This is a genomic window from Streptomyces indicus, from assembly GCF_900100315.1.
GTDB lineage: Bacteria > Actinomycetota > Actinomycetes > Streptomycetales > Streptomycetaceae > Streptomyces > Streptomyces indicus.
Window position 1 is genome coordinate 997924 of sequence record NZ_FNFF01000001.1, and the last position, 24359, is coordinate 1022282.

General features: G+C 72.6%; 20 protein-coding genes. 7 read left to right on the forward strand and 13 right to left on the reverse strand.

Annotated features, from left to right (window positions below):
- Position 1: 1 nt before the first annotated feature.
- Genes BLT97_RS04465 through BLT97_RS04475 form a run of 3 tightly spaced genes read right to left on the reverse strand, consistent with a single transcriptional unit; the run spans position 2 to position 4215 of the window.
- Complete coding sequence (locus BLT97_RS04465; RefSeq protein WP_093607296.1) at positions 2-2026, reverse strand: S9 family peptidase; 2025 nt, start codon at positions 2024-2026, stop codon at positions 2-4.
- 4 nt (positions 2027-2030) lie between these two features.
- Positions 2031-3389, reverse strand: coding sequence for a M20/M25/M40 family metallo-hydrolase (locus tag BLT97_RS04470; RefSeq protein WP_093607297.1), 1359 nt, complete (start codon positions 3387-3389; stop codon positions 2031-2033).
- Positions 3382-4215: a M55 family metallopeptidase gene (locus BLT97_RS04475; protein WP_093607298.1), complete on the reverse strand. Its 834-nt coding sequence runs from the start codon at positions 4213-4215 to the stop codon at positions 3382-3384. The genes BLT97_RS04470 and BLT97_RS04475 overlap by 8 nt, the downstream gene beginning before the upstream one ends.
- A 206-nt stretch (positions 4216-4421) precedes the next feature.
- Here BLT97_RS04475 and BLT97_RS04480 point away from each other — a divergent pair, with 206 nt between their 5' ends.
- The gene (locus BLT97_RS04480) at positions 4422-5117 is read left to right on the forward strand and encodes an aspartate/glutamate racemase family protein (protein ID WP_093607299.1); all 696 of its coding nucleotides are present in this window, start codon (positions 4422-4424) and stop codon (positions 5115-5117) included.
- Positions 5118-5174: 57 nt separating this feature from the next.
- On the opposite strand, the gene BLT97_RS04485 is transcribed toward BLT97_RS04480, so the two are convergent.
- Complete coding sequence (locus BLT97_RS04485; protein WP_093607300.1) at positions 5175-5996, reverse strand: DUF1206 domain-containing protein; 822 nt, start codon at positions 5994-5996, stop codon at positions 5175-5177.
- A 270-nt stretch (positions 5997-6266) separates the two neighbouring features.
- Between BLT97_RS04485 and BLT97_RS04490 the strand changes: the two genes are divergently transcribed.
- The gene (locus BLT97_RS04490) at positions 6267-6962 is read left to right on the forward strand and encodes a VanZ family protein (protein ID WP_176953637.1); all 696 of its coding nucleotides are present in this window, start codon (positions 6267-6269) and stop codon (positions 6960-6962) included.
- 40 nt (positions 6963-7002) lie between these two features.
- Here the strand turns inward: BLT97_RS04490 and BLT97_RS04495 are convergent, their stop codons facing one another.
- Genes BLT97_RS04495 through BLT97_RS04510 form a run of 4 tightly spaced genes read right to left on the reverse strand, consistent with a single transcriptional unit; the run spans position 7003 to position 12038 of the window.
- Positions 7003-8196, reverse strand: a complete 1194-nt coding sequence (locus BLT97_RS04495) for an XdhC family protein (protein ID WP_093607302.1) — start codon at positions 8194-8196, stop codon at positions 7003-7005.
- Entirely contained in the window at positions 8189-10381 is a 2193-nt protein-coding gene (locus BLT97_RS04500; protein ID WP_093607303.1) for a xanthine dehydrogenase family protein molybdopterin-binding subunit, read from the reverse strand. Before BLT97_RS04500 ends, BLT97_RS04495 begins: the two co-directional genes overlap by 8 nt.
- The gene (locus BLT97_RS04505; protein WP_093607304.1) at positions 10378-11382 is read right to left on the reverse strand and encodes an FAD binding domain-containing protein; all 1005 of its coding nucleotides are present in this window, start codon (positions 11380-11382) and stop codon (positions 10378-10380) included. Before BLT97_RS04505 ends, BLT97_RS04500 begins: the two co-directional genes overlap by 4 nt.
- Positions 11379-12038, reverse strand: coding sequence for a (2Fe-2S)-binding protein (locus BLT97_RS04510; protein ID WP_245769124.1), 660 nt, complete (start codon positions 12036-12038; stop codon positions 11379-11381). The genes BLT97_RS04505 and BLT97_RS04510 overlap by 4 nt, the downstream gene beginning before the upstream one ends.
- Before the next feature lie 239 nt (positions 12039-12277).
- Between BLT97_RS04510 and BLT97_RS04515 the strand changes: the two genes are divergently transcribed.
- Positions 12278-12877, forward strand: coding sequence for a TetR/AcrR family transcriptional regulator (locus BLT97_RS04515; RefSeq protein ID WP_093607305.1), 600 nt, complete (start codon positions 12278-12280; stop codon positions 12875-12877).
- A gap of 211 nt (positions 12878-13088) precedes the next feature.
- Here the strand turns inward: BLT97_RS04515 and BLT97_RS04520 are convergent, their stop codons facing one another.
- From BLT97_RS04520 to BLT97_RS04540, 5 genes are all read right to left on the reverse strand, one after another.
- The gene (locus BLT97_RS04520; RefSeq protein ID WP_093607306.1) at positions 13089-13826 is read right to left on the reverse strand and encodes a class I SAM-dependent methyltransferase; all 738 of its coding nucleotides are present in this window, start codon (positions 13824-13826) and stop codon (positions 13089-13091) included.
- Between the two features lie 206 nt (positions 13827-14032).
- On the reverse strand, positions 14033-16501 hold the full coding sequence (locus BLT97_RS04525; RefSeq protein WP_176953638.1) for a SpoIIE family protein phosphatase: 2469 nt from the start codon (positions 16499-16501) through the stop codon (positions 14033-14035).
- A 149-nt stretch (positions 16502-16650) separates the two neighbouring features.
- Complete coding sequence (locus BLT97_RS04530; RefSeq protein ID WP_093607308.1) at positions 16651-19023, reverse strand: MFS transporter; 2373 nt, start codon at positions 19021-19023, stop codon at positions 16651-16653.
- Positions 19024-19237: 214 nt separating this feature from the next.
- Positions 19238-19690, reverse strand: coding sequence for an SRPBCC family protein (locus tag BLT97_RS04535; RefSeq protein ID WP_093607309.1), 453 nt, complete (start codon positions 19688-19690; stop codon positions 19238-19240).
- A gap of 125 nt (positions 19691-19815) precedes the next feature.
- Positions 19816-20262 carry a hypothetical protein gene (locus BLT97_RS04540; protein WP_143041305.1) on the reverse strand — a complete coding sequence of 149 codons (447 nt, stop codon included), beginning with the start codon at positions 20260-20262 and terminating at the stop codon, positions 19816-19818.
- Between the two features lie 141 nt (positions 20263-20403).
- Between BLT97_RS04540 and BLT97_RS04545 the strand changes: the two genes are divergently transcribed.
- The 4 genes from BLT97_RS04545 (at position 20404) to BLT97_RS04560 (ending at position 24332) form a co-directional block, all read left to right on the forward strand.
- Positions 20404-21489, forward strand: coding sequence for an Rv2578c family radical SAM protein (locus BLT97_RS04545; RefSeq protein ID WP_245769125.1), 1086 nt, complete (start codon positions 20404-20406; stop codon positions 21487-21489).
- A 143-nt stretch (positions 21490-21632) separates the two neighbouring features.
- A complete protein-coding gene (locus BLT97_RS04550) occupies positions 21633-23222 on the forward strand; it encodes an alpha/beta hydrolase (RefSeq protein ID WP_093607311.1) in 1590 nt (529 codons plus the stop codon).
- 148 nt (positions 23223-23370) lie between these two features.
- Positions 23371-23781, forward strand: a complete 411-nt coding sequence (locus BLT97_RS04555) for a RidA family protein (protein ID WP_093607312.1) — start codon at positions 23371-23373, stop codon at positions 23779-23781.
- 32 nt (positions 23782-23813) lie between these two features.
- Positions 23814-24332, forward strand: a complete 519-nt coding sequence (locus BLT97_RS04560) for a GNAT family N-acetyltransferase (protein WP_342742691.1) — start codon at positions 23814-23816, stop codon at positions 24330-24332.
- The last annotated feature ends 27 nt before the right edge of the window (positions 24333-24359 follow it).

Sequence of the window (24359 nt, forward strand, 5' to 3'; positions counted from 1 at the left end):
CTCACTTGCTCAGCTCCAGCGTCGCGATGCCGGGCGGGTGGAGCCCGAACACCTGGGCGTACAGGGACAGTTCGGCCTCCAGGGCCCGGATCATGGTGTCCGCGCGGCGGAAGCCGTGCCCCTCGCCCTCGAAGGCGATGTAGGCGTGCGGGATCTGCCGGCCCTGCATGCGCGCCAGGAACCGCTCCGCCTGGCTCGGCGGGCAGATCACGTCGTCGAGCCCTTGCAGCAGGAGGAAGGGCGCGGTGATGTGCTCGGCCTGGGCCGCGGGCGACCGCTCCACGTAGCGTCCCCGGACCTCGGCGATCGGTCCGACGAGCGACTCGAGGTAGTGCGATTCGAAGTCGTGGGTCTCGCCGTTCGCCCAGCTCACGAGGTCGAGCACCGGGTAGATGATGGTCCCGCAGGCATAGACGTCGGTGGTCGCGAGGGACGCGGCCGTCGTCCAGCCGCCCGCGCTGCCGCCGCGCACGGCGAGCCGCGCCGGATCGGCGGTGCCCTCCTCGGCGAGGGCCCGCGCCACCGCCGCGCAGTCCTCGACGTCCACCACGCCCCACTGCTCCCGCAGCCGCTCACGGTAGGCACGGCCGTACCCCGTCGAGCCGCCGTAGTTGACCTCGGCGACGCCGATGCCCCGGGAGGTGAAGTAGGCGATCGACAGGTCGAGTACGAGCGGTGCGTGTCCGGTCGGGCCGCCGTGCGCCCAGATCACATAGGGCGGCAGGGTGTCGTCGGGGCCGCGGCGCGCCGGATGGTGCGGCGGGTAGATGTGGGCGTGGATCTCCCGGCCCTGCGGTCCGCTGAACGTGCGGATCTGCGGCTCGGGGTAGTACACGGGGTCGACCGGGTCGTCGTGCGCGGCGCCGATGACCCGGGCGCGGCCCGTGCGGGTGTCGAGTTCGACCACCTCGACGGCGCTGCGCGGGCTGGCGGCCGCGCCCACGACGCGGCTGCCGTGCGCGGCGAGCGTGGAGGTCCACTCGGTCCAGGGTCCCGCCACGTCGACGACGTCGCCGGTCTCGGGGTCGAGTATGCCCAGCGCGGTCACGCCCGCGCCGTGCAGCACCGCCACCGTCCCGTTCTCCAGCGGGGCGAACCACCGCAGCCCGATCTTCCAGAGCGGCCCGGCGAATTCCTCCTCCCGGGGGCAGAGCGCCACCGCGGCGCCCGCGCCGGTCGGGGGCGGGTTTCCGTCGCTCCCGGCCGTGACCTCGCAGCGGTACAGGTTCCACCAGCCGCTGCGGTCCGAGGCGAACAACAGCGTGCCGTCGTGGGCCCATTCGGCCTGCGGCACGGACTCCCGCGGCCCGCCCGCCACCACGCGGGGGCGGGTGAAGGCGCCCTCGGCCGTCACCTCGGCGACCAGCAGCTCCGTCCCGTCCCAGGGCATCCGCGGATGGTCCCAGCCGATCCAGGCGGCCAGGCCGCCGTCCGGCGACACCCGCGGTGAGGTCACGAACTTGTGCTGCTCGTCCGCCAGTTCGCGTACGGCCGTGCGGTCCGCGGCGGCCGAGCCGTCGAGCGGCACGGCGGCCGGCACGCGCCGCACATCCTCGGGCCCCTCGCCGGTGAACTCCTCCAGGACGCACCACACTTCACCGCGGTCGAGGTGGATCCGCGGATCGGCCCAGCGCAGCCCGCCGCCCACCGGGGACACCGGTGTCAGGGGTACGGGCTCGGCTCCGGGCACGTCCGGCTCGTACGCGTAGAGGCGCTGGTCGGCGAACTCGCAGAACACCACGAGCGGTCCGGCCTCGCGCACGACCGCGGCCCACGGGTGTCCCCCGTATTCGATGACGCGGCTGCGCACATTCCACGGCACCGCGAGCACCGACTCCTCGCGGCCGTCGGCGCGCCGGCGCACCAGGGCGCGGCGGCCCGCCTCGGCCGGGCGCGGCTCGGTCCACCACACCTCGTCGCCCACGAAGCCGACCCATTCGGGCTTGCCGTCGTGCGAGGCGGCGAGTGCGGCGTCGATGGGCGAGGGCCAGTCGCCGTACGGCTCGGTGCGCACCATGTCCCCCATTCCGCTAGGCCGTTCGCAGGAAGCGGCTCAGCACGCGGGCGCCGAAGTGGAGGGCCTCGACGGGCACCCGTTCGTCGACGCCGTGGAACATCGCCGCATAGTCGTAGTTCTCCGGGAGCTTCAGCGGCGAGAAGCCGTATCCGGTGATGCCGAGGCGGGAGAACTGCTTCGCGTCCGTCCCTCCTGACATGCAGTACGGAATGACATGCCCGTCCGGTTCGAATTCTTCGAGAGCGGCCCGCATCTTCCGGTACGTGGGCGAGTCGACGGGGGCTTCCAGGGCGATCTCGCGGTGGTGGAACTCCCATTCCACGTCGGGTCCGGTGAGCTCGTCGAGGGTCTGGCGGAACTCCTCCTCGCCGCCCGGCAGGAACCGCCCGTCGACGAAGGCCACGGCCTCGCCCGGGATGACATTGACCTTGTAACCGGCCTGGAGCATCGTCGGGTTGGAGCTGTTGCGGACCGTCGGCTCGACCAGGGCGGCGGACCGGCCCAGCTTGGCGAGCAGCGCGTCCACGTCGAAGTCGGCCGCGTACACATCGGTCTCGACGCCGTGCAGCCTGGCCAGTTCGGCGAGGGCGGCGCGCACGGTGGTGGTGAGCCGCACGGGCCACTGGTGCTCGCCGATCCGCGCGATCGCCTGGGCGAGGTGGGTGACCGCGTTGGCCCGGTTGACCTTCGAGCCGTGGCCGGCCCGGCCGCGTGCGGTGAGCTTGAGCCAGCCGGTACCGCGCTCGCCGGCCGCGATCGGGTAGAGCGACATTCCGGGTCCCGCGTGGAAGGTGAAGGCGCCGGATTCGCTGATCCCCTCCGTACAGCCCGCGAAGAGGCCGGCGTGCTGCTCGACGAGGAACCCGGAGCCGTCGGCGGCGCTGGCCTCCTCGTCGGCGGTGAAGGCGATGACCAGGTCGCGGCGGGGGCGGATGCCCTGGCGGGCCCAGGAGCGGATCACCGAGAGGATCATCGCGTCCATGTTCTTCATGTCGACCGCGCCGCGGCCCCACACGACTCCGTCGCGCAGCTCGCCGGAGAACGGGTGGACCTGCCAGTCCGCGGCCTCGGCGGGCACGACGTCGAGGTGGCCGTGCACGAGGAGCGCGTCCGCCGAGGGGTCGGTGCCCTCGATGCGCGCGACGACGTTCGCCCGCCCCGCCGTCCGCTCCAGGAGCACGGGCTCGAGGCCCGCGCCGGCCAGTTGCTCCGCCGCGTACTCGGCGGCGGGCCGCTCCTGGCAGTCGCCGCCGCCCCGGTTGGTGGTGTCGATCCGGATCAGCTCGGAGGTGAACCGGACCACCTCGTCGAGCCCGGCCGCGTCGATCCCGCTGTCGGTGGTGTCCGTCTGGTGGGTGATGTGCTCAGCCATACTGCTCCTCGACCGCGGCGGAGACGACCGTGGTGACCGCCTTGAACGTACGGATGCCCTCATACATGGTCGGACTGGTGTAGGCGACCTTCCGCTCGCCGGTGCGCTCGACTCCGGGGACCACGGTGGCGGAGAGCGACAGGTGCTCGGCGTCGAACTCCAGCTCCACGGTGAACGGCCCGCCCCGCACCGGCTCATGACGCACCGCCAGGGCCGCCGCCTCCTTCGCGGCGGCACGGATGTCGGCCGCGGTGCGCGCGGGCGTGCGGCACACCGCCGCGTACCGCGACACATGGTCCTTGACCGCCACCTTGAGCGCGCCCGGCGCATAGCCGAGGGCGTCCTCGCAGGTGAGGTCGTCGCCCGTGACGAGCACGACGGGGACGCCGAACTCGGCCACCACATGCGAGTTGAGCAGGCCTTCGCTGGCCCGCACCCCGTTGACCCACACGCCGGTGATGGAGTTGGCGAGATACGTGTGCGCGAGGACGCCCTCCGCGCCCGCACCCGTGTGGTAGCCGATGAACGCGATGCCGTCCACGTCCCCGTGCTGCACGCCCTCCACCATGCTCAGCGACTTGTGGCGGCCGGTGAGCATCTGCGCCCGGTCGTCGAGCTGCTCCAGGAGCAGATTGCGCATCGACCAGTGCGCCTCGTTGATGAGCACCTCATCGGCACCGCCGTCGAAGAAACCGAGCACCGCGGCATTCACGTCCGAGGTGAACAGGGAGCGGCAGCGCTCCCATTGGGCATGGCCGGGCAGCACGTCGGCCGGCCAGGTCACACCGGTGGCGCCTTCCATGTCGGCGCTGATGAGGATCTTCATGCGGAGACCGTACGCGCTGGGCCGAGGCCCGGACCACCCCTGTGGATAACTGTCGCTGGACTGGACCTCTGGCTCTTCCACAGGGGTTGCCAGGAGCCCGTCCGGCACCTGGCTGACCTAGCCGCCACGCCCTCCACCGAGGCCAAGGAACGCTTATGGGGCACAGTGGCCGCAGGCCGCGGACCGGCCGGCGACAGGAGGCGGAGATGAAGACCATCGGGCTGATCGGCGGCATGAGCTGGGAGTCGAGCGCCGAGTACTACCGGCTGCTCAACGAGTTCACGCGCGAGCGCCTCGGCGGTCTGCACTCGGCCCGCTGCGTCCTGTACTCCGTGGACTTCGCCGAGATCGAGGAACTGCAGGCCGCCGGCGCCTGGGAAGCGGCCGGGAAGATCCTCGCGGACGCGGCACGCGGGGTGGCCGCCGCAGGCGCGGACATGGTGCTGATCTGCACGAACACCATGCACAAGGTCGCCGACCAGGTGCAGGACGCGGTGCCGGTCCCGCTGGTGCACCTCGCGGACACCACAGCACACGCGGTCACGTCCGCGGGACTGCGGCGGGTCGGTCTGCTGGGCACGGCGTTCACGATGGAGCAGGACTTCTACCGGGGCCGCCTCGCGCGCCACGGGCTCGACGTGCTGGTGCCGGACGAGCAGGAGCGCGCGCTCGTCCATCACGTCATCTACGAGGAGTTGTGCCTCGGGGTCGTCCGCGAGGCGTCCCGCGCCGCGTACCGGAGGGTCATCGACCGGCTGGTCGGCGAGGGGGCGGAGGGCATCATCCTCGGCTGCACCGAGATCGAACTCCTCATCGCCCCCGAGCACAGCCCCGTCCCCGTCTTCCCGACGGCACGCCTGCACGCCGAGGCCGCGGTGGCGCTGGCGCTGGGCGAGGGCTGACGGCGGGGCGGCCCACCTCGGCCGGTGTCACCAGAAGCCGCAAGCCGGACGGCAGCCTCAGCGGTCGAGATGCCGCGCCCACGCGAAGCAGAAGCAGCCGTAGCAGCAGATGCCGAGGGCGATGCCGGTCAGGAGCGCCGGGCCGAAGGGCTGGTCGAGTACCTCGCGGAGCGCCTGGTCCAGGCCGCCCGACTTGTCGGGTTCATGGGTGAGGGCTGCCCATCCGAACAGGACCCCCACCACGGCGAGCGCCAGGCCCTTCGCCACGTGGCCCGCACGCCCCAGCCATGTGTACGCCGTGCCCGTGGTCCCCGACGTGCCGCGCCCGTCGAAGGTGTCGAGGAAGCGGTCCGTGAGGCCGTTGCGCACCAGATGCACCCCGATGCCGATGATCACGGCGCCGACGGCGGCGACGATCGCCTGCCCGGCCGGCAGGTCCATGAGCCGCGCGGTCAGGCTGTCGGTGGCCTGCTCGTTGTCCTGCTGCTTGGAGCCGAGGGCGATGCCGAGCGCCGAGGTGCCCAGCACGCCGAACACGACCGCCTTGCCCGCGGAAGCCAGCCGCCGCCGTGTCCGTTTGCGTTCCGTGCGGTGGCCGACGGCGGCTTCGATCAGCTGCCAGACGACGAGCAGGTACATCCCGACGGCGGTCGCCCAGACGACCGCCCCGCCCATGGGCCCCTGCGCCAGCTCTTCGATCGCACCGGTCGGCGAGGCGCTGCCCGCGCCGTCGCCGAGAGCGAGCTGCACGGCGAGCCAGCCCACGACGACGTGGACGAGCCCGTAGGCGAGGAGGCCGAAGGAGGCCGCCCGGTCGACCCAGTCGCTGCGGTCGGCGCGCCGTCCCAGGCGGCGGGCGCGGAAGGAGAGTTGGCTCATGGCCTGACGAATTGCCCGCCACGCGGGGGCTACACCCGGGAAACCGGCCCCGCTCCGGCGCACGGCACGGTGCCCGTCCCCCGGGCCCCGCTGCCGCCCCGTATGCCTGAATGAGCCCGCGCCTCATTCCTCAATGAGCCCGCACCTCATTCCTGAATGAGCCCGCACCTCATCCTCCCCAGAAGCCGTCAGGCCCACCAATTCCGCATGGCCGCCCCTGCCCGGGGAACTGGAGCGGAATGCCCGTCCGCCACCGCTCGGAGGGAAGTGATGGCCCAGACTCGCGCACGGGGCGTCGCCCGGAAGTCCGGGAGACGCCCCGCACGTCCGTCCGCCGCCCCGACGCGCAGGCCCGTTCCCTGGCCGGTGCGCGCCCTGGCGATGCTGCTCGCGCTGGCCGCGATGGTGGCGTTCGGGGTGGTGCTCGCCCGGCTCACCCTGCAACCGTCCTCGGCATCGGTGCCGCTCACGCACACCAACCTGCGGCCAGGTGAGTCGATACGGGACTACCTCGCCCAGCCGGCCTTCCGCGACACGGTCAAACAGCTCGGCGGCAACATCCTGCTCGGCGTGCCGTTCGGAGTTCTGCTTCCGGTGGTCGCCCCAGGTGCGCGCGGCATCCTGCGGGTGTTCGCCGTCACGGCTTTCGTCATGCTGTGCGTCGAGGTGGTACAGGGCGCCGTGATCACCGGCAGGGCGTTCGACATCGACGACGTCCTGCTCAACACCACCGGCGCGCTGCTCGGTTACCTGCTGGTGGGGCGGCGGCTCGCCCGCAGGATCCATCCGCCGCGCCGGCGCCGGTTCCGCTGGTACGGCAGGCCCGACGAGGCCGAGGCCGTACGCGAGGAGCGCTCCTCCCGTACGGCACGCCGCTCACGCCCGAGGAAACCGACACCGGCCGGGACCGCACCGAGGACGACGGAGAGCGGCCGCACCGGGTGGAGGCTGTGGCGCCGGACGTGACGTGGACCGCCGGCCGCTCACAGCGTCCTGTGCGGGCGGGTCAGCTCGGCGCGGACTGCGTCCCGCCGAGCGGCCCGCCGCCGCGCCCGTACCGCACCGCCACCGTCTCGGCCACGATCGCGACCGCGACCTCCTCGGGGGTACGGCCGCCGAGGTCGAGCCCGATCGGCGACCGCAGCTTCGCCAACTCGCCCTCGCCGAGGCCCGCTTCCCGCAGCCGCCGCTCGCGGTCCTCGTGCGTACGCCGCGACCCCATCGCCCCCACATAGGCGACCGGCAGGCGCAACGCCAGCTCCAGGAGCGGCACATCGAACTTGGGGTCATGGGTGAGCACGCACAGCACGGTCCGCCCGTCGACCTGCGTGCCGGCCAGGTACCGGTGCGGCCAGTCGACCACGATCTCGTCCGCGTCGGGGAAGCGTGCCCGGGTCGTGAAGACCTCGCGCGCGTCGCACACGGTCACGTGGTAGCCGAGGAACTTGCCCGCCCGCACGAGCGCGGACGCGAAGTCCATCGAGCCGAACACGATCATCCGCGGCGGCGGCAGGCTCGACTCCACGAACACCGTGAGCCCGCCGGGGCACCGCGAGCCGTCCTCCGACAGCTCCACGTTCCCGTTGCGTCCGCCGTCGAGCAGCGCCCGGGCCTCGCGCGCCACGGTGTCCGCGAGCCCGTCGCCACCCCGGCCGGGTGCGTCCGGCACCAGCTCATCCGCACCCAGCGTCCCGTCGTCACCCGGGCCCGGTGCGTCCGGCACCTCCTCATCCGCACCGAGCGTCCCGTCGTATGCCCCGTCCGTCCGCACCACCACGGCCCGCCCCACCAACTCCGTGGGCCCTCGGACCACGCGGGCGAGTGCCACGCCCTCGTCCCCCGCGGCGGCCTCAACCGCCTTGGTGAACAAGGCCCGTTCGCGCGTGCCGAGCCGCACCGGGGTGACCAGGACGTCGATCACCCCGCCGCAGGTGAGCCCCACCGCGAACGCGTCCTCGTCGCTGTACCCGAACCGCTCGAGCACCGGCTCACCGTCCGCCAGCGCCTGCGCGCACAGCTCGTACACCGCGCCCTCGACGCAGCCGCCGGACACCGAGCCGATGACGGTGCCGTCGGCGTCCACGGCGAGTGCGGCACCGGGGCCGCGGGGTGCGCTGCCGCTCGCGCCGACGACGGTGGCGACGGCGAACTCCCGGCCCTCGGCCAGCCAGCGGCTCAACTGCGGTGACAGGTCAAGCACGGTGGGACTCCCCCGTCCCCGAAGGCTCCGTGCCCGCGCGAGATCCCGCAGCCGCCGACGCCTCGCCCGCCAGGACCCGGTCCGGCCGGATCGGCAGCTGCCGGTGGCGTACGCCGGTCGCGTGCCGTACGGCGTTCGCGACGGCCGCGGCGGCACCGACCACGCCGATCTCGCCGACTCCCTTGATGCCGACCGGGTCGCCGGGCGTCGGGTCGTCCACCCAGTCCGCCTCGACGCGGTCCACGTCGGCGTGCGAGGCGACGTGGTAGCCGGCGAGGTCGGCGCCGACGAGGCCGCCCGTGCGCCCGTCGCGCACCGCCTCCTCGTGCAACGCCATCGAGATGCCCCAGACCATGCCGCCGACGAGCTGGCTGCGTGCGGTGAGCGGGTTGACGATCCGGCCCGCCGCGAACATCCCGAGCATGCGCCGTACGCGCACCTCACCGGTCGCCGGGTCGACGGCGACCTCGGCAAACTGCGCGCCGTACGAGTGCCGTTCGGCCGGGGTCTGGCCGGCGAGCGCGGTGGTGCTGTCCGAGCGGACGGTGAGCCCGTCGGCCGGGATCTCGGCGCCGAGGGCGAGCCGCTCGCGCAGTTCCTCGGCCGCGGGGGTGATCGCCCAGGCCCAGGAGCTGGTCCCGGCCGAGCCGCCGGCGAGCCAGGCGGGGCCGAACGCGCTGTCCCCGATGCGGACGCGGACCTGCTCCGGGCCGACGCCCAGGGCGTCGGCCGCGATCAGCAGGAGAGCCGTACGCGCTCCGGTGCCGATGTCGGCCGCGGCGATGCGCACCGTGAACGTCCCGTCCGGCCAAGCCGTGACCGCCGCCGTGGACGGCACCGCGAAGGCGTGGAAGGTGGCCGCCGCGACCCCGGTGCCGAGCAGCCAGCGCCCGTCGCGGCGCAGCCGCGGACGCGGGTCGCGCTCGGCCCAGCCGAAGCGGCGGGCGCCCTCCTCGAAGCAGGCGCGCAGGCTGCGTCCCGCGAACGGCAGCCCGCTCACCGGACCCACCGCGGGTTCGTTGCGCAGCCGCAGCTCGACCGGGTCGACGCCGCAGCGCTCGGCCAGTTCGTCGAGCGCCGACTCCAGGGCGAAGGAGCCCGGCGCCATCCCCGGCGCGCGCATCGAGGTCGGGGTCGGCACGTCGAGGCGCACGATCCGGGCGTCGGTGTGGTGGGCCGCCGCCTCGTAGAGGACTCGGCCCGCGGCACCGGCCGGTTCCACGAACTCGTACACCTGAGAAGTCTGGCTCAGCGAGGTGTGCGCCAGCGCGCGCAGGCGTCCGTCCGGGTCGGCGCCGAGGCGGACGCGCTGGGCGGTGGGGCTGCGGTAGCCGGCGAGGCTGAACATCTGGCGGCGGGTCATCGCCACGCGTACCGGGCGCCGCAGCTCGGTGGCCGCCATGACGGCCGCGATCTGGTGCACCCGTACGCCCTTGGAGCCGAAGCCGCCGCCCACGTGCTCGGAGCGCACGCGGACCGTGCCGGGCGCGAGCGAGAAGGCCTGCGCGAGGTCGTCGGCGGTCCAGCTCGCGCCCTGGTTGGAGTCGAGGACCTCGAGCCGCCCGTCCTCCCAGTACGCGGTGCAGGTGTGCGGCTCCATCGGGTTGTGGTGTTCCTCCGGTGTCGTGTACGAGGCGTCGACCACGACCGCGGAGGCGGCGAGCTGGGCGTCCAGGTCGCCCTTCTCGACGGTCGCGGGCACGACGCCGTCCACCGTGTACGCGTCCGCGCGCCCGGCCCGGAACTCCGTGTCGTGCGGCTCGGTCTCGTACTCCACGGCCAGCGCGTCGGCGCCCGCCCGCGCCTGCTCGGGCGTCTCGGCCACGACGAGCGCGACGGGCCAGCCCAGGTGCGGCACCCGGTCGTCCTGGAACGCCCGCACCGTCGGGTCGGGCGCGCTGCCCATGATGCTGGGGTAGTCGGCGCGCACCCGCGGCGCGTTGTGGTGGTGCAGTACGGCGACGACTCCGGGCATCGCGCGCACCGCGGCGTCGTCGATGGACCGGATCCGGCCGCGCGCGACCGCGGAGAGCACCAGGCTGCCGTGGGCGAGTCCGGTGAGCGGGATGTCGCCGGTGTAGCGGGCCGCGCCGGTGATCTTCTCGCGGCCCTCCACGCGGGTGCGGGAAGTCCCGACGGCGCCTGTTGCCGTGCCCTCGGTCGTCGGGGGAAGTGTGGTGGTCATCGGGCCGTTCCCTCCTCATCGAGTGCTGCTTCGGCGAGTTCCGTCAGGACGGCGATCGTGAGGTTGCGGATCAGCGTGACCTTGTACGCGTTGTCGTCGAGCGGTGCCGCGGCGGCGAGTTCGGCGTCCGCCGCGGCGGCGAAGGCCTCGGGCCCGGCCGCGGCCCCGTTCAGGGAGGCCTCGGCCTTGCGGGCGCGCCAGGGCCGGGAGGCCACCGCGCCGTACGCGAGCCGTACGTCCTGTACGCGCCCGTCCCGCACCTCGAGGGCGGCCGCGACCGAGCCGATCGCGAAGGCGTAGGAGGCGCGCTCGCGCACCTTGCGGTAGCGGGAGCGGACCGGCGCGGGCGGCAGCGTCACCGCGGTGATCAGCGCGCCCGCGGGCAGCGCGGTCTCGCGGTGCGGGGTGTCGCCGACCGGACGGTAGAAGTCCGCGAGCGGCAACTCGCCCTCTCCCTGGGCGGTTTGATACGTGACCACCGCGTCGAAGGCCGCGAGCGCCACGCCCAGGTCCGAGGGGTGCACGGCCACGCAGTGCGCGGAGGCGCCGAGCACGGCCGCGTTGCGGTGCTCGCCGCCGATGGCCGAACAGCCGCTGCCGGGCTCGCGTTTGTTGCAGGCGCGGGTGAGGTCGGTGAAGTAGCCGCAGCGGGTGCGCTGGAGCAGGTTGCCGCCGACGGTGGCCATGTTGCGGAGCTGGCCGGAGGCGCCCGCGAGGACGGCCTGGGCCAACGCCGGGTAGCGGCGGCGCACTTCGGGGTGGGCGGCGAGGTCGCTGTTGGTGACGGTGGCGCCGATCCGCAGTCCGCCGTCGGCGGTGGTCTCGATGGCGTCGAGCGGCAGGTCACGGATGTCGACGAGCAGTCCGGGGCTCTCGACCCCCGCCTTCATCAGGTCGACGAGGTTGGTGCCGCCGCCCAGGAAGCGTGCCCCCGGGTCGGCGTCGAGCAGCGCGACGGCGCCCTCGACGTCGGCGGCCCTGCGGTATCCGAACTCCTTCATGCCACGGCCTCCTCTGCGCCGCTCGGCTCCCGGTTCGCGTCGGTGCCGTGTACGCGCGTCGCCCCGGCGCCGGGTGCCCGGCTCGCCTCGGCCGCGTACCCCACCGCCTGGACGATGGACACGTACGCGCCGCAGCGGCACAGGTTGCCGCTCATCCGCTCGCGGATCTCCTCCGGTGTGAGCGGCGGCGGTCCCGCCTCGGGCCGCACGTCGGCGGTCGCGGCGCTGGGCCAGCCGGCCGCGTGCTCCTCGATGACGGCGATGGCCGAGCAGATCTGCCCGGGCGTGCAGTAGCCGCACTGGAAGCCGTCGAATTCGAGGAACGCCTCTTGTACGGGATGCAGGCGCCCTTGCTCGGCCACGCCTTCGATCGTGGTGATCTCGCGCCCTTCGGCGGCCACGGCGAGCTGGAGGCAGGACAGGGAGCGGCGCCCGTCGACCAGCAGGGTGCAGGCACCGCACTGGCCGTGGTCGCAGCCCTTCTTGGTGCCGGTCAGGTCGAGCCGCTCGCGCAGGGCGTCGAGCAGGGTGGTGCGGTGGTCGACGGTGAGGGCGTGCTTCTCGCCGTTGACGTGCAGGACGATGGCGCCGGCGGTCGGGTGCGGGGGCGCCGCGGATGCGGACGGTGTGGCGGCGGCCGGGTCGGACGTGGTCATGATCAGCCCTCTTTCGCGTGGCGGAGGGAAGGTCGGAGAACGGCTCGGCGGAAGGGCCGGGGCGGCGGGTGACGACTGCGAGCCCGCCCGCGGTGTCCATCGGCTGCGCGGCTCGCTACCCTGGAGGCAACCGGACAGCTGTCCGTTCACCTGGAAACGTACCGGACAGCTGTCCGCTTCGCAAGAGAACACGGCCACGGCCGCCCGCACGGGCGACGCGGCGGAAGGAATGAGGCCCCATGGCGCAGCAGCGACCGGACAGCGCGCAGCAGACGGCGTCTGAGCGCCCGGCGGCTCCCCTGCGCTCGGACGCGCAGCGCAACCGGGAGCGCATCCTCGAAGTCGCCCTGGCCGAGATGACCCGCGACCCCGAGATCCCGCTCAGCGCGATCGCACGCCAGGCGGGCGTGGGACAGGGCACCTTCTACCGCAACTTCCCGAACCGGGACGCCCTGGTCCTGGAGATCTTTCGGCACGAGATGACGCAGGTGGCCGACAGCGCGGCACAGCTGCTTGAGACCCTGGAGCCGGCCGAGGCGCTGCGCGCCTGGATGGACCGGCTCGCCGACCACGCGCTGGCGAAGGCGGGCCTCGCGGAGGCGCTGCGGCACGCGATGAGCGCGACCGGCGCGGAGAAGCCCTCGCCGGCCGGCCTGATGGCCGCCGTGCGCACGCTGCTCACGGCGGGACAGCAGGCCGGGACGATCCGCGAGGGCATCACCGAGGAGGACTTCTTCTATCTGATCGCGGGGCTGTTCAGCATCCCCGCGGACGAGCAGTGGAAGGAGCGGTCGACGCGGATGCTCGACCTGGTGATGGACAGCCTGCGCACGCGCTGACTGACCGACCCGCGCCACGCTTTCGTCCGCGCGCACCAGCTCACCGGCCCGCGCCACGCTTTCGTCCGCGCGCACCAGCTCACCGGCCCGCGCTTCGCTCCCGTACGCGGGCACCCGCGGCCGCCCCGCACCGTGCCTTCGTCCGCGCGCACCCGCCGGCCGCCCCGAGCCGCACTCCCGTACGCGCGCACTCGCCCCCTCGCGCTCCCCCCTACGTCCGCCCCACCACCAGCCACTTCGACGGCAGTTCGATGCGCTTCCCGTCCGGGGTGAAGTCCGTGGTGATCAGGGGCATTTCGCCGCTCTCGAGCACGGCCAGGCCGGCCGCTGTGAAGAGCTCGGGGACGGCAGCGTCGGAGACCTCGGCCGGCGCGATCCCGTGCTGGAACACCGGAAGCAACTTGGGCGGCGGCCCCGCGGGATGCTGGGCGAGACCCATCAGGATCGGCCCGGCCTGCTCGGAGAGCTCGACGAGGAACGCGCGGCCGCGCTCGCCGAGCAGCGTCGCGATCGACTCGGCGAGGGGACCGCGGTCCGCGGGTTCGCACTGGTGCAGCACGCCGCGCATGTACACGTGCGCGTCGCCGAGTTCGTCGTGCAGGGCCTGGACGGCCGCCTTGTCGACAGCGTCGAGCTGCCGGTACTCGGCCCGGCCGACGGTTTCGGGCGCGGCCCGGTCGGCGTGCTCGGCGTGGTCGATCGCCGCCTGCGACAGGTCGGCGCCCACGACGTGCGGGAAGCGGTCGGCGAGGAAGCGCGTCTGTGTCCCGTTGCCGCACCCCAGGTCGACCAGGGGCAGGCCGGTGGCCGCCAAGTACGGTTCCGCCAGGGCGAGATGGAGGCCCGCGGTGAGCGCGGGCTCCGCATCCCAGAAGACGGCGCCCTGCTCCTCCGGCGCCGCGCGCCAGAAGCCCTCCCACGCCTCTTTGTACCGGCTCGTCACGCTCATGACCGACTCTCCCCAGGTTGTCGCATGTAGAGATCGGTCTACCGTCGGCAAGGGCATGCGGACAAGCCACCGGCGCATTCCTTCACCGATCATCCGGGCGTCGCACGCCCCATGTGCGCCTGTGCGCGCCCCCTGCCCCACCTGGAGCGGACGTCATCCGGCAGCTTCAGAACAGCCGGCCTCGGCAGTCCCGGGGCCACTCCGGCTCAACGCCGCCGGGGCAACCCCAGTTCGCACCATACGGACTTGCCGGCGGCGGTCCGGCTCGCGCCCCATTCGCGCGCGAGACGCTCGACCACGTTCAGCCCCCGTCCCGCCTCGTCGGCGGGCCCGGCGCTGCGCAGCGTCGGCAGGGTGTGGTCGTCGTCCTCGACCTCGCACAGCAGCACGTCGGTGCGCACCAGCCGCAGGCCGATGTGGCGGCCGTGCGCGTGCCGGAGTGCGTTGGAGACCAGTTCGTCCACGAGCAACTCGGCGCTGTCGCTGACGGATTGGAGGCCCCAGGCGGTCAGCTGCTCGCGCACCAGACGTCGGGCACGGGCCGCCTCGCGCGGGTCGAGGGCGAGCTGCCAGTGCGCCACGTCCTCCGGCCGCACCCCGTTGAGCCGCGCCATCAGGAGCGCCACGTCGTCCTTGCGGCCGCCGCGCGTGTTGAGGGCGCGGATGATGGTGTCGCAGGCGTCGTCCATGGACGCGGCGGGGTGGGCGGCCGACTCGCAGAGGGTGGCGAGCCCGACGCCGATGTCCTCGCCGCGCATCTCGACGAGACCGTCGGTGCACATCACGAGCCGGTCCCCGGGCTCCACGGGCACCCGCACGGTCTCGAAGGGCACGCCTCCGACGCCGATCGGCGCTCCCGTGGGCAGATCGAGCAGCTCGCTGCGCCCGTCCTCGGCCCGTACGACCACGGGCGGGATGTGTCCGGCGTTGGCGATCTGGAGCTCGCCTGCGATGGGGTCGTACACCGCGTACAGGCAGGTGGCGAGGTACTGGTCGCCGAGGCGCTGCGCGAGGTCGTCGAGGTTGCGCAGAAGCTGTGCGGGCGGCAGGTCGAGCGCCGCCATGGTCTGCACGGCGGTCCTCAACTGGCCCATCATCGCCGCCGAGTTGAGCCCGTGTCCCATCACGTCGCCGACGACGAGCGCGGTACGCGAGCCGGGCAGCTTGACCGAGTCGAACCAGTCGCCGCCGACCCGCCCGAGCAGCGTGCCCGGCAGGTAGCGGGTGGCGATGTCGCAGCCGGCCATGCGCGGGGCGATGTGCGGCAGCATCGAGTCCTGGAGGGTCTCGGCGACGCTCTCCTGGTACGTGTACATGCGCGCGTTGTCCAGCACGAGCCCCGCACGCGCGGCGAGTTCGGCGCCGGTGACGCGGTCCATGTCGTTGAAGACGGCCCGCTCCGGGTGGCGCAGCAGGATCATGAAGCCGAGCACCACGTTGCGCGCCTTGAGCGGGACGACCAGCATCGAGCGGTTGTTGATCAGCGGCCGGATGTCCCGCTTCTCGAACTGGGCCGCGATCTTGGTGCCCATCTCCTCGCTGATCCGCGGCACGAGCACCGGCTGCCCGGTGGTCATGCACTGGAAGAACGGGGTGTGCACGGGGAAGGGCATGGACTCGCCCACCGGCACCACGTCGTCCCAGCGCCCCGGCTCGTCGGTGTGCTCGACCGCGACCCGGTGCCACAGGGTGGTGGCGTCCGGCGGTCCGTCGGGGAAGCCCTCACCGGCCACGACCTGCTCGCGCAGATACGTACCCGCCACGTCCGTGAACCGCGGCACGACCGCGCGGCTCACCTCGATGATCGTCTGCGCCAGATCGAGGGAGGTGCCGATGCGCCCGGAGACCTCGTTGAGGAACTCCAAGTGCTCGCGCACGGCGGCGTATTCGAGGTCCTCCTCGACCGCGGCCTGCGCCTGTCGCGGCGGGGGGATCGCGGACTCCTGCGCGGCGCGCCGGCGCGCACGGCGCTCCTCGCGCCGGGGCACACCCCAGTCGGGGGTCACGGGAACGCGGTCGCTCTGGCTGAACTCCAGGACCGGATAGCCCAGTTCGAGCACCTGCGAGACGATCCGGGAGCTCTCGCCGACGCTCATGCTCGGCAGGATCTCGGGCAGCCGGCGGGCCAGCTCCTCGCTGCCGTCGAACTCGGTGTGCAGGGCGAACCCGGGGGCGATCCGCTCCACCGGGGTGCCGTCCTCGTCCTGGTCGAGGCCCGCGGCGTCGGCGGCGAGCACGAGCAGCCGCTCGGGCCCGGGGCCCACCAGGGGATACGCCCACCACAGGACGTCGATCCGGTCGGGCCCGGGGTCGCCGAGGCGGGCGCGGCCCGCGGCCGGGTAGGAGGTGCGGCCGCCGAGCGAGGCCTCCAGGTCCTGGCCGAATTCGCGGTACGCCTCGTAGTCCTCGTACGCGCTCATCGGCGCCGGGTCCTCGGGGAGCGCGCCGGAGACGGGCAGCAGGTCGACGGCGGGGCGGCCCACCGCCTCCTCGCGGGTGGGGCCGAACAGCCGGCGTGCGCCGGTGCTCCAGTGCGAGACGAAGCCCGCGCCGTCCACGACGACCACGGCCAGCGGGATGCGGCCGGTGACCGCGCGCAGCGCGTCCGGCCCCAGTCCGTCGCCGTGGCCCGTGAGCTCGCGGGGTCCCTGCAGGGGATCCCTGGACCGGTCCATCGTGTGGGCTCCCCTCCCTTCCCGTGGCGCGTGGGCGCGCCAAAGGTCCATGCCGACATCAACCACGGTACGGCGGCGGCACCTCGCGATGTGCGGCAACGGGGAAATAGGGGCGCACGCGCGCCCCCTGCCCCGCGTCAGCCCAACTCTCAGTCCTCGTGGCTCAGTTGGAGATCGCGCTCGGTGCGTCCGCCGCCCGCGACCTGGAGGACCGTGGCCACCGGCGGATAGCCCGCGGCGATCACCGTGTACTCGCCGGAGGACAGGTCGACGAAACGGAAGGTGCCGTCGGGGCCCGTGGTGAGCGTGTCGACCACGTTGCCGGCCGCGTCGAGCAGGGTCACCCGCGCGTCCTCGACCGGGCGTCCGCCGCTCGCCCGCACAGTGCCGCGAAGCACCGCCCCGCCGGCGAGCTCGATGTCCTGCCGGGTCTCGCGCGAGGCCTGCACGCTGACCGGCAGCGCGGCCGGGCGGAAGGCGGGGGCGCTGGCGGCCAGGGTGTACTCCCCCGCCACCAACTCGTTGATCACATAGCCGCCTTCGCGGCCGCTGCGGGTGCTGGCCACCACCTCGCCGCGCACGTCGGTGAGGGTGACGGCGGCGTCGCGCACGGGCGTGCCCTCGGCGGTGACGACCACCCCGGCCAGGCGGCCCGCGCCGCCGAGCACCACGTCGAGTTCCACGGGCCGTTCGCCGACCGTGACGGAGACGGCCTGCGGCTGATGCCCGCCGGCGGCCGCGATCAGGACGTACGAGCCGGCGCCGGGCGTCGACAGGGCATAGCGCCCGTCCTCGCCGCTCGCGCCGCGGCCGATCTGCTGCCCGGAGACGTCGATCAGGGTGAGGGCGGCGCGCGGGACGCTGCTGCCGTCGGAGTGCTGCACGGTTCCGCAGACGGGGACCCCGGCCGCGTACGCCGTACGGGCCGGCGGGATCTGGGCGGCGGGCTCGGCGGCGGGGGCGTTGTGGGACACCAGCGGTTTCTCCTTCAGGAACAGGGCGAGGACGAAGCCGAGCAGCAGCACCGGCACGAGGTAGAGGAAGATCCGCGGCATGGCGTCCGCGTACGCCTGGATGTAGCCGTCCTTGAGTGCGGGCTCCATGGCGTGGACGAGCTGCGGGGTGATCGATTCCGCGTCCGGCAGGTCGGCTCCGGCGGGGAGCCGGTCGGCGAGCGCGTCGGTGAGGCGGCTGGCGAAGAGCGTGCCGAAGACGGCCGCGCCGACGCTGCCGCCGATCTGCCGGAAGTAGTTGTTGGCGCTGGTGGCGGTGCCGAGGTCGGCGGGCGGCACCGCGTTCTGCACGGCGAGGATGAGCACCGGCATGATCAGGCCGATGCCGACGCCGAGTACGGCCATCCAGATGCTGTACGCGAGCCGCGAGGTGTCCGTCTCGAGCAGCGAGAGCAGCCACATGCCGACCGCGGAGACGAGGCCGCCGACGATCGGATACACCTTGTAGTGACCGGTCTTGCTGATCAGCTGTCCGGAGATGATCGAGGCGAAGACGATGCCGCCCATCATCGGCAGCATCAGGAGGCCGGACTCGGTGGCGGTGGCGCCGTCGACCATCTGAAGGAAGGTCGGCAGATAGCTGGCCGCGCCGAAGAGCCCGACGCCGATCACGGCACCGACGACACCGGTGAGGTTGAAGGTGGCGTCGCGGAACAGGTGCAGCGGGATGAGCGGTTCGGCCGCGTACTTCTCGGCGACGAGGAACAGGGCCGTGGAGACCACGGCGCCGGCGGCGAGCCCGATGATGACGCGGTCGCCCCACTCGTACTCGGTGCCGCCCCAACTGGTCAGCAGCACCAGGCAGGTGGAGGCCGCGGCGAGCAGCACCGAGCCGAGCACGTCGAGCCGCGGCCTGACCTTCGGCTTCGGCAGCTTGAGCACCACCGCGACGACGGCGAGGGTGATCAGGCCGAACGGGACGTTGAAGTAGAAGCACCAGCGCCACGAGGCGTGGTCGGTGAAGAAGCCGCCGAGCAGCGGTCCCGCGACCGAGGCGAGCCCGAAGGCGGCGCCGATCAGGCCCATGTAGCGGCCGCGCTCACGCGGCGGCACGATGTCGGCGATGATCGCCTGCACACCGATGAACAGGCCGCCCGCGCCGATGCCTTGGATCGCGCGGAAGGCGATCAGCTCGTTCATGGAACGCGACCAGCCCGCGAGGGCGGAGCCGATCACGAACACGACGATCGCGAACTGGAAGACGCCCTTGCGCCCCCACAGGTCCCCGAGCTTGCCGTAGATCGGCAGCCCGATCGTCGAGGTCAGCAGGTACGCGGTAATCGCCCAGGGCATCCGGTCGAGCCCTTGAAGATCACCGACGATCTTCGGCAGGGCGGTGGCGACGATCATCTGCTCGAGCGCGGCGAGCAGCAGGGCCAGCATGAGGCCGATGAAGACCAACTTCACCTGGCGCGGGCTGAGTTCGACGGCCTGCGCGGGCGGCGGTCCGGGGTCCTGCGGGGGCGCCGCCTCGGCCGGCGCTTCCTTCACCAGAGTGGTCCCGCCCACGTACCCGCTCCCCTCGTCGCGCTTTTCGCTCAATTCCCGCAATACGCGACAACTGCGATAAGCGCGACGAGTTACGGCAGAAAACCCTCAGCGGGCGAGAACCACTCGAAACGGTGACCAGGGCAACTACCCTTTCGTGTGGCGCACTTCGCCACGGGAGACCGGTGTCCGGGTACGTACGGCGACCGTCGGCGCCGGAACCCGAGGCCCAGGCTCAGGCCGCCGGCTTCTCCATCTCGGCGGCCAGCTTGGCGAGCACGGCGTCGTAGATCCGGCCGAGCCCCTTGGGCGCGAAGGTCTTCTCGAAGAAGCCGCCGATGCCGCCCGCGCCGTTCCAGACGGTCTGCACGACCACGCGCGCCTTGCCCTCGCCTGCCGGGGTGACGGTCCAGGTGGTGACCATCGAGGAGTTGCGGTCCTTCTCGACCAGCTGCCCGTCGGTGGGCTCGTCGACTTCGAGCAGGCAGTCGCGGATGCGCTTGCTGGTGGCCTGGAGCTTCCAGTGCACGAGGGTGCCCTTGCCGTCGCCGCCCTCACGCACCTCGTACTCGCTGAAGTGCTCGGGCAGCAGCTTCGCACGCGTGCCGCTGTAGTCGGCGAGGGCGTCGAAGACATCGTCCGGCTCCGCCGCGATGATCCGCTCGGTCACGGCTTCGACCTGGGCCATGGTCTTTCCTCCACTGCTGCGTTACGGGGCTCGCCGGGCGATTCGCCCGGCGGGCCCCATTGTGTCGCGACGCACAGGCCCTCCGTCACGCGGGTGGAGAGAACGGCCGGTCCGCCTTGACACCGTCAGCCGGTCTTGACATAGACGGCGCGACCGTAACCCTCCAGCTTCTGCACCAGATACGGACCCGCCTGCTCCAGGGTGGCGGGCAGTTCGGCGATGCCGTGACTGCCGACGACGGCGTAGGTCAGCACCACTTCCCCCCTTTCGATGCGGTACGTCCCGTCGATGTCGACGATCCCGGACCAGACGCACTGCACGCGGGGCGGGCAGGGCGCCACCCGCTCCTGCATCGCGAAGCGGCCGTCGCGTTCGAACGTGATGCGGCGCTCGTACGCGCGGTCCGCGCCCCCGCGCGGGGAGATCCAGGTGCCGACGACGCTCCGGTGCGGGCGGGTCTCGTGGTGGGCGGGTCCGGGGCCGGCCGCGGCCGCGGGGGCCGCATAGGCGGCCACGGGGAGCAGCAGTGCGGCGGCCAGCGCGCAGCTCCACAGGCGAGTGGTTCGAGTCATGGGGTCAGCGTCCGGTCCGCCCGGGGCCGCCCCGCCGCGACACGCCGCATGACCTGCCCTTCACCGGGTCTCCGGACCGGAGTCGCACGATCAAGGGAACACATGTTCTATTCTGTGCGGCAGTGCAACCGAGGAGGCTCCATGCGCTGGGACAACCTGACCCACGAACGACCGCGGGACGCCGCCCTGTTCGGTGCGGACGCCGTGACGACCAGGACGTTCGACACTCCGGAGTTCGCGGGGATGACCTTCCACGAGATCCGGGCGAAGTCGATCGTGAACCGCGTCCCCGGGGCCTCGCGGATGCCCTTCGAGTGGACCGTGAACCCCTATCGCGGCTGCACCCACGCCTGCGTGTACTGCTTCGCCCGCAAGACGCACAGCTACCTCGACCTCGACACGGGGCTCGGCTTCGACTCGCAGATCGTGGTGAAGGTGAACGCGCCGGAGCTGCTGCGCCGCAAGCTGGCCGACCGCCGCTGGCAGGGCGAGCACATCGCGATGGGCACGAACGTCGACTGCTACCAGCGGGCCGAGGGCCGCTACCGCCTGATGCCCGGCATCATCTCCGCCCTGCGCGACTACGCGAACCCCTTCTCGATCCTGACCAAGGGCACGCTGATCCTGCGGGACCTGGAACTCCTCAAGCAGGCCGCCGAGGTGACCGAGGTGGGCATCTCCGTCTCGGTGGGCTTCACGGACCAGACGCTGTGGCGCACGGTCGAGCCGGGCACACCCGCGCCCGAGCGCCGCCTCGACGTCGTGCGCACCCTCACCGAGCACGGGATCGGGTGCGGGGTCCTGATGGCCCCGGTGATCCCGTTCCTCGGCGACTCCCCCGCGCAGCTGCGCTCGACCGTGCGGGCGATCGCCGCCTCGGGCGCCACCTCGGTGACCCCGCTCGTGCTGCATCTGCGCCCCGGCGCCCGCGAGTGGTTCATGGCCTGGCTGGGCCGCCACCACCCCCACCTCGTACGGCGTTACGAGCGGTTGTACGCGGAGGGGGCGTACGCGCCGAAGTGGTACCAGCGGCGGATCACCCGCCATGTGCACGAACTGGCCACCGAGTTCGGGATCGGGCCCTCCTCGCGCGGCGCGGCCCGGCGGATCGAGCGTCCCGCCGCAGAACCGGCCCGCAGGGAAGGCACGCGTTCCGGGCCGGCACCGCTCCCCCACGTGCCCCGTCAAGCACTAAGCCAGGAACCGACTCAGCTCACCCTCCTCTGACTGTTTCCCCTCGAAACGGTCAACTCTCTTCAGAATTTGTCCTTCCGGAGGCCGATTCCGGGACGATCGGCGTGGGTTGCGGCACGCGCAGCCCGGCCCCGGGCCGCGGGAGGCGGTCCGGATCCTCCGTACCGGGAGGTCAGATGAGAACTCGCACAGTCGCGTTGGCCGGTGTCGCCGCCTTGGTGGGGGGACTGCTGAGCGCGGTCCCGTCGGCCGCGGGCACCCCGGGCGCCGAGCGGGCCCCGGCGGCGCGCAGCACCACGCTCAAGTGGAAGGACTGCTCCACCGAGAACTATCCGACGCTCCAGTGCGCCTCGCTCAAGGTTCCGCTCGACCATGCGAAGCCGCACGGCAGGAAGATCACCCTCGCGCTCTCGCGGGTGCCGCACACCTCGGACGCGAAGTCGTACCAGGGACCGCTCCTCGTCAATCCCGGAGGCCCGGGCGGCAGCGGGCTCACGCTCGCCGGGTTCGTGGCGGGTTCGCTGCCGAAGAAGGTCGCTTCGACGTACGACGTGATCGGCTTCGATCCGCGCGGCGTGGGCAAAAGTGAACCGGTGCTCAACTGCCGGCCGGGCCACTTCGATCCGGTCAGGCCCGACACGGTGCCGGTGACCAAGAGCATCGAGCAGGCCAACCTCAAGCGGGCCAAGGCCTTCGCCGACGCCTGCGGCAAGAAGTACGGCTCGCTCCTCGATCACATCGACACGGTCAGCGCCGTGCGCGACATGGACGCGATCCGCAAGGCGCTCGGCGCCAAGAAGATCAACTACTTCGGCTACTCGTACGGCACCTACCTCGGCGCCGTCTACGCGAAGCTCTATCCGGACCGCGTACGCCGCGCGGTCCTGGACTCGATCGTCGACCCGACGGGCGTCTGGTACCGGGACAACATCGACCAGGACCACGCCTTCGACGCCCGCCACAAGGCCTTCGCGGCGTGGGTGGCCAAGCACGACGCCACGTACAAGCTGGGCAAGGACCCGGCGAAGATCGAGGCCAAGTGGTACGCGATGCGCGCCGCGCTCGCGAAGAAGCCGGCCGGCGGCAAGGTGGGCGCGAGCGAGCTCGAGGACACCTTCATCCCCGGCGGGTACTACAACGGCTACTGGCCCTACCTCGCCGAGGCGTTCGCGGCCTTCGTGAACGAGAAGGACGACGCCCCGCTGATCGAGGCGTACGAGAACTTCGCCGCGGTGGACGCCGCGGGCGACAACGGGTACTCCGTGTACGCCGCGGTGCAGTGCCGGGACGCCTGGTGGCCGCGTGACTGGGGACAGTGGCGGCACGACATGTGGAAGGCGCACGACAAGGCACCGTTCATGACGTGGAACAACGCGTGGTACAACGCGCCGTGCGCGTTCTGGCCGACCAAGCCGCTGAACCCGCCGGACGTCTCCAACTCCAAGCTGCCGCCGGTGCTGCTCTTCCAGGCCACGGACGACGCGGCGACCCCGTACGGCGGCGGACTCGTCGTCCACCGCAAGCTGCACGGGTCGAGCCTGGTGGTCGAGGAGGGCGGCGGCAACCACGGCATCACGCTGAGCGGCAACGCGTGCCTGGACACGTACCTGGCGGACTACCTCGCTTCGGGCAAGGTGCCACGGGGTTCCGGTGAGGTCGATGCCACGTGCGCCGCGCTGCCGGAGCCCGAGCCGGAGACCGCAGCGGCGGCTTCGTCCTCCGGGGGCGGGGCGGCACTGCACGGCCTGATGGGCTTCCGCTCCTGAGGCCCGGTTCCGCGTGAACCGTCGGTGTCCGGCCCGCCCCGGCGCACATTCCGGGGCGGGCCGGGCACACCCTCGGCCAGGCGCAGCGCACGGTCAGGCGCAGGCCCGCCACAGACAACTCCGCGTGGTGCGGGAGAGGATGGGCCCCATGAGCGAGCTCACCCGCATCCCTGCGCCCGAGGGCGTCCACCCGGCCACCGCGTACACCCATGTCGTCCTGGGCACGGGCACGTTCGTCGCCGTGTCCGGTCAGGTGGCACTCGACGAGGACGGCGCACTCGTCGGTCCCGGTGATCCCGCGGCGCAGGCACGGCAGGTCTTCGAGAACCTGAAGCGCTGCCTGGCGGCCGCGGGCGCCGGCTTCGACGACGTCGTGAAACTCACCTACTTCGTGACGGACACGGCGTACATGCCGGCGATCCGGGACGCCCGCGCCGCGTACATCGACCCCGAGCGGCTGCCGGCCTCGACGGCCGTGCAGGTCGCGGGCCTGGTGGCGCCGGATTTCCTGATGGAGATCGAGGCGCTGGCCGTGCTCCGCGGCGGGCGGCTCACGTGAAGGGGTCCGAGCCGCCCCCGGGAGGTGCGCACGTGGACGCCCACGTACGCGAGATGACGGCCGAGGACATCGACGCGGTCTCCGAGATCCGGGTGCGCGGCTGGCAGTTCGCGTACCGGGGCCTGATGCCGCAGGCGCATCTGGACGCGCTGGACATCGAGGAGGACGCGGCCGCACGGCGGGAGTTCTGGGCGAAAAGGCCGCCCGGGGTGCGGGCGTTGGTGGCCGAGCGCGCGGGCCGGATCGTCGGCTTCTGCGGGTTCGGACCGACGCGCGACGACGATCAGCCGGAGGGCGCGTACCAGGTGTATGCGATCTACGTACGGCCGGCGGAGCTCGCCACCGGTGCCGGACGCGCCCTCATGGACGCGACCCTCGACCGCTGCCGCACCGCAGGCGCGCCCGCGGTCTGCCTGTGGGTACTCACGGGCAACGAGCGCGCCCGCCGCTTCTACGAGCGGGCCGGCTTCCGCACCGACGGGACCTCCGCCACGTACGACGTGGACGGGGTGCCGGTGCCCGAGGTGCGCTACGTCCGACAGCTCGGCTGATCGTTCGCTACGTCCGGCGGCTCGGCT